5 protein-coding genes are annotated in these 4,935 nt (G+C 64.8%); all 5 read left to right on the top strand.

The genetic code is table 11. The annotated features are described in order from the left end of the window. A partial coding sequence (hslU, locus tag Q0602_RS07385) for an ATP-dependent protease ATPase subunit HslU (protein ID WP_298841022.1) occupies positions 1-1,089 on the top strand: 1,089 nt, incomplete at its 5' end. Positions 1,090-1,236: 147 nt separating this feature from the next. Then, a complete protein-coding gene (locus Q0602_RS07380) occupies positions 1,237-1,620 on the top strand; it encodes a DUF971 domain-containing protein (protein WP_295039645.1) in 384 nt (127 codons plus the stop codon). 246 nt (positions 1,621-1,866) lie between these two features. Further along, entirely contained in the window at positions 1,867-2,613 is a 747-nt protein-coding gene (gene ubiE / locus Q0602_RS07375; RefSeq protein ID WP_298841017.1) for a bifunctional demethylmenaquinone methyltransferase/2-methoxy-6-polyprenyl-1,4-benzoquinol methylase UbiE, read from the top strand. Positions 2,614-2,624: 11 nt separating this feature from the next. Beyond that, the gene (locus Q0602_RS07370; protein WP_298841015.1) at positions 2,625-3,248 is read left to right on the top strand and encodes a hypothetical protein; all 624 of its coding nucleotides are present in this window, start codon (positions 2,625-2,627) and stop codon (positions 3,246-3,248) included. After that, positions 3,245-4,867, top strand: coding sequence for a ubiquinone biosynthesis regulatory protein kinase UbiB (gene ubiB / locus Q0602_RS07365; protein WP_298841013.1), 1,623 nt, complete (start codon positions 3,245-3,247; stop codon positions 4,865-4,867). Before Q0602_RS07370 ends, ubiB begins: the two co-directional genes overlap by 4 nt. The last annotated feature ends 68 nt before the right edge of the window (positions 4,868-4,935 follow it).

The raw sequence follows: 4,935 nt of genomic DNA, 5'->3' as shown, positions 1-4,935 counted from the left end.
AAGGTCGAGGCGACCAAGTTCACCGAAGTGGGCTACGTCGGTCGCGACGTCGAGTCGATCGTGCGCGACCTGATGGAAATGGCGATCAAGATGGTGCGCGAGCAGGCCAAGACCGAAGTGCGCCACAAGGCCCAGGATGCCGCCGAGGAGCGTATTCTCGATGCCCTGCTGCCGCGCCCGCGGGGCAGCGAGTACGATGCCGGCCGCGACGACTCCTCCACGCGCCAGGTCTTCCGCAAGAAGCTGCGCGAGGGTCAGCTCGACGACAAGGAGATCGACATCGAGGTGACGCCGGCAAGCCAAGGGGTCGACATCATGACCCCGCCGGGCATGGAGGAGATGACCAACCAGCTGCAGAGCCTGTTCGCCAACATGGGCAAGCAGAAGTCCGAAAACCGCCGCGTGACGGTCAAGGACGCCTGGAAACTCCTGCAGGACGAAGAAGCCGCCAAGCTGGTCAACGAGGAAGAGATCAAGCAGCGCGCGCTGGAAGCGGTGGAGCAGAACGGCATCGTGTTCCTCGACGAGATCGACAAGGTCGCCAAGCGCGGCGAGTCCGGCAGCGGCGGCGACGTCTCCCGCGAGGGCGTGCAGCGCGATCTGTTGCCGCTGATCGAAGGCTCCACCGTCTCCACCAAGCACGGCATGGTGCGCACCGACCACATCCTGTTCATCGCCTCCGGAGCTTTCCACCTCTCCAAGCCGTCGGACCTGATTCCGGAACTGCAGGGTCGCCTGCCGATCCGGGTCGAACTGACAGCGCTGACGCCGGACGACTTCAAGCGCATCCTGACCGAGCCCTCGGCGGCACTGACCAAGCAGTACCAGGCGCTGCTCGGCACCGAGGGGCTGGAGGTGCAGTTCACCGAAGACGGCATTTCGCGCATCGCCGAGATCGCCTGGCAGGTCAACGACGGCACCGAGAATATCGGCGCCCGTCGCCTGCACACCGTGATGGAGCGGCTGCTCGAGGAAGCCTCGTTCCAGGGCGGCGACTTCACCAGTCCGCTGGTCGTCGACGCCGACTACGTCAACGACAAGCTGGGCGAACTGGCGGTGGACGAAGACCTGTCGCGGTATATCCTCTGACGAGGAGCCGTAAGCTTTAAGTTGGAAGAGCGCCGCTTCGCGGCTGGAAGAGAAGAACTCTAGAACGACGTTCTTCTCTTTCTTTTACGGCTCTTCTCACTAGCAGACCAAAACTTACGGCTTATAGCTTATAGCTAGGAGTTTCTTATGTCCGCCCCCATTCCCAATCGCGTCCACTATCACAAGCGTGACCGGGAACTCGAACTGGGTTATCCCGATGGCGAGAGCTATCGCCTGCCGGTGGAACTGCTGCGTGTCTACTCGCCCTCGGCGGAAGTCCAGGGCCATCACCCCAGCGAAGCCGTGCTGCAGACCGGCAAGCGCAACGTCGGCCTGCTGGATATCACCCAGACCGGCCGCTACGCACTCAAGCTGCATTTCGACGACGGCCACGATACCGGGCTCTACACCTGGGAGTATCTCCATGAGATGGCGACCCATCAGCAGGCCTGGTGGGAGAACTATCTGACCCGGCTCGAGCGCGCCGGTGCCTCCCGGGAGTCCGGCGTGATCCAGATTCATCAGGTCTGAAGCCGGCCGGATGCAAGACCAAGGCCGCCGGTACGCCAGCGCCTCATACCTGCCAGCCGCGATGCGCGCAGACAAGTTTACGACCAGACGCTACAATGCGGACTCGGTCGATTCACATCGATTGGCCCCGGCTCGGGCGCGTCGGTCACACGGCTCGAGCCGCTCGGCAGCACATCGCCCAGACAGCGACGCCACCGCCCCAACAGGCGTGACGTTCGCCGCCCGCGTCATCTCGGAGAAGAGCACATGGACAAGCGCACGACCGACTTCGGCTACGAAAAGGTGGCGGTCGACGAGAAGGCCGCCCGCGTGGCCGACGTCTTTCACTCGGTGGCCGCGCGCTACGATGTCATGAACGACCTGATGTCATTTGGCATCCATCGCCTCTGGAAGCAGCTGACACTCGAGCGCAGCGGCGTTCGCCAGGGCCACAGCGTGCTCGACATCGCCGGTGGCACCGGCGACCTGACCCGCCAGTTCGCCAGGCGCGTGGGACCGACGGGACGCGTCATCCTGGCCGACATCAACGAATCCATGCTGCGGGTCGGGCGCGACAAGCTGATCGACCACGGCATCGGCGACAACGTCAAATACGTACAGGCCAACGCCGAGAGCCTGCCGTTTCCGGACAACAGCTTTCACTGCATCACCATCGCCTTCGGCCTGCGCAACGTCACCGACAAGGACGCGGCGCTGCGCTCGATGACGCGGGTGCTGAAGCCCGGCGGACGCCTGCTGGTGCTGGAGTTCTCCAAGCCGGTCAACGGCCTGCTGTCGAAAGCCTACGACCAGTACTCTTTCCGCCTGCTCCCGCAGATGGGTCGGCTGGTGGCCAACGACGCCGACAGCTACCGCTATCTGGCGGAGTCGATCCGCATGCATCCCGACCAGGAGACGCTGAAGGGCATGATGCAGGCTGCCGGCCTGGAGCGCGTCGACTATACCAACATGACCGGCGGAATCGTCGCCCTGCATCGCGGCATCAAGCTCTGAGGGCCGGCGAGATGGTGGAGACTTTCGCCCTGGTCGCCCTGGAGCGCTCGCTGAACACGCTGTTGCGTCGCGACCCGGCGTCCCCCGCCAGGCTGGCCGGTCTGGCCGGACACACCCTGCGGCTGACCTTCGCCGAGGAGCGGCTGGGGCTGCGCGTCGGCTTCCATGCCGATGGCGTCACCCTTGGACGCGTGCACGACTGGCACGATGTGGATGATCTCGACATCACCGTGGATCGGCATGTGATGACCCGGTTGATGGCGGGTGACTCGCCCGAGCGCCTGCTGTTCAGCGGCCAGCTGCCGGCCATCGGCCAGACCGGGCTGCTCTCTCCGATACAGACCCTGTTCATGGATCTCGACATCGATTGGGAAGAGGCCTTGTCCAGGATCCTGGGCAACGGTACCGCCCACGGCGTGGCCAATGGCATCCGCCACCTCGATCGTCAGGCGCGTTTCCTGGCCAACGAGTGGCAACAGGACCTGCGCGACTATCTGTTCGAGGAGCGACGCTGGCTGGCAGGTCGCGACCAGCTCGCCGTCGCGCGCGATCACCTGACCGAACTCCAGCAGTCCGTCGACCGTGTCGGGGCCAGAGTGGCCAGATTGCAACGTCGCCGGGAGTCGCATTCATGAGTCTGCGGTTATTTCGCATCGCCTGGACCGTCTCCCGTTATCGCCTCGACAGCCTGGTTCCCCAGGACAGACTACCGCCGGTCATCCGCTGGCTGTGGCGCTTCGCCCCGGTTCGCCTGATTCCGATCGGCGATCACTCGCGCGGCAAGCGGTTGCGACTGGCGCTGGAGTCGCTGGGCCCGATCTTCGTCAAGTTCGGCCAGATGCTGTCGACACGGCGCGACCTGCTGCCACCGGATATCGCCGACGAGTTGAAACGCCTGCAGGACCAGGTTCCGCCCTTCCCCGGCGAGACCGCCCGTGCCATGGTCGAGGTCGAACTCGGCAAGACCGTCGAGGAGGCTTTCGCCGCGTTCGAGACCGAACCGATGGCCTCGGCCTCCATCGCCCAGGTCCACGCGGCCGAACTGCACAGCGGCGAGCAGGTCGTGGTCAAGATCATCCGCCCCGGCATCGATCGCATCATGCGCGAGGATATCGGGCTGCTCTACACCTTCGCGCGGCTGATGCGACGGATTCCTGAGGCGCGCCGCCTCAGGCCGGTGGAGGTGGTTCAGGATTACGAAGCGACCCTGTTCGACGAGCTCGACCTCAACAAGGAGGCCGCCAACACCTCCCAGCTCAAGCGCAACTTCCAGGGATCGCCGCTGCTCTACGTCCCGGCCATCCACTGGTCGCTGACTCACCGCCAGGTAATGGTCCAGGAGCGCATCACCGGCATCCCGGTCGCCGACATCGACGCCCTGCGGGCGCAGGGTACCGACCTCAAGAAACTGGCCGAGCGCGGCGTCGAGATATTCTTCACCCAGGTCTTCCGCGACAATTTCTTCCATGCCGACATGCATCCGGGGAACATCTTCGTGTCGCGGGAAAATCCCACCGAACCCCTCTACATCGCCATCGACTGCGGCATCGTCGGCAGCCTGACCCGCGAGGATCAGGACTATCTGGCGCGCAACCTGCTCGCCTTCTTCCGCCAGGACTATTACGAGGTCGCGGTGCTGCACATCGAGTCCGGCTGGGTCGGGGAAGGCACCCGGGCCAACGAGTTCGCCTCGGCGATCCGCGCGGTGTGCGAGCCGATCCTGGAGAAACCGCTCAAGGACATCTCCTTCGGCCAGGTGCTGCTGGGACTGTTCCAGACCGCGCGGCGATTCAACATGGAGGTCCAGCCACAGCTGGTGCTGCTGCAGAAGACCCTGCTCAATATCGAGGGCCTGGGCCGCCAGCTCTATCCCGATCTGGACCTGTGGAGCACCGCCAAACCCTATCTCGAGCGCTGGATGCGCGAGCGCGCCGGACCCAAGGGTTTCTGGAAGACGCTGCAGAAGCACGCGCCGGAACTGGCGCACCAGATTCCCGAGCTGCCGGTGCTCGCCCATCAGGCGCTCTCCGATCGCGAACAGCAGCGCCGGCTCTATCGCCAGCAGACGGAAGCGCTGACCGGCCTGGAAGCGCGGTTCCAGCGGGCGGCACCGCGCGCCAGGCGCCTTCGCCTGGGGGCGATCCTGCTGGCGGTGGCGCTGGCCTGGCAGCCGATGCTCGGCTGGGCGGAGCAGCAACCCTGGCCGGTGCTGGTGGCGGCCGGGCTGGGCCTGCTGCTGCTCGTCTGGCGCTGAGCTTTGAATAATGGCTCGAAGCTCGAAGCTCGAAGCTCGAAGCTCGAAGCTCGAAGCTCGAAGCTCGA

Origin of the sequence: uncultured Salinicola sp. (assembly GCF_937921195.1) — a bacterium.
GTDB lineage: Bacteria > Pseudomonadota > Gammaproteobacteria > Pseudomonadales > Halomonadaceae > Salinicola.
The sequence above is the reverse complement of the archived record's forward strand: the minus strand, read 5'-3'. Positions and strand labels throughout refer to the sequence as shown.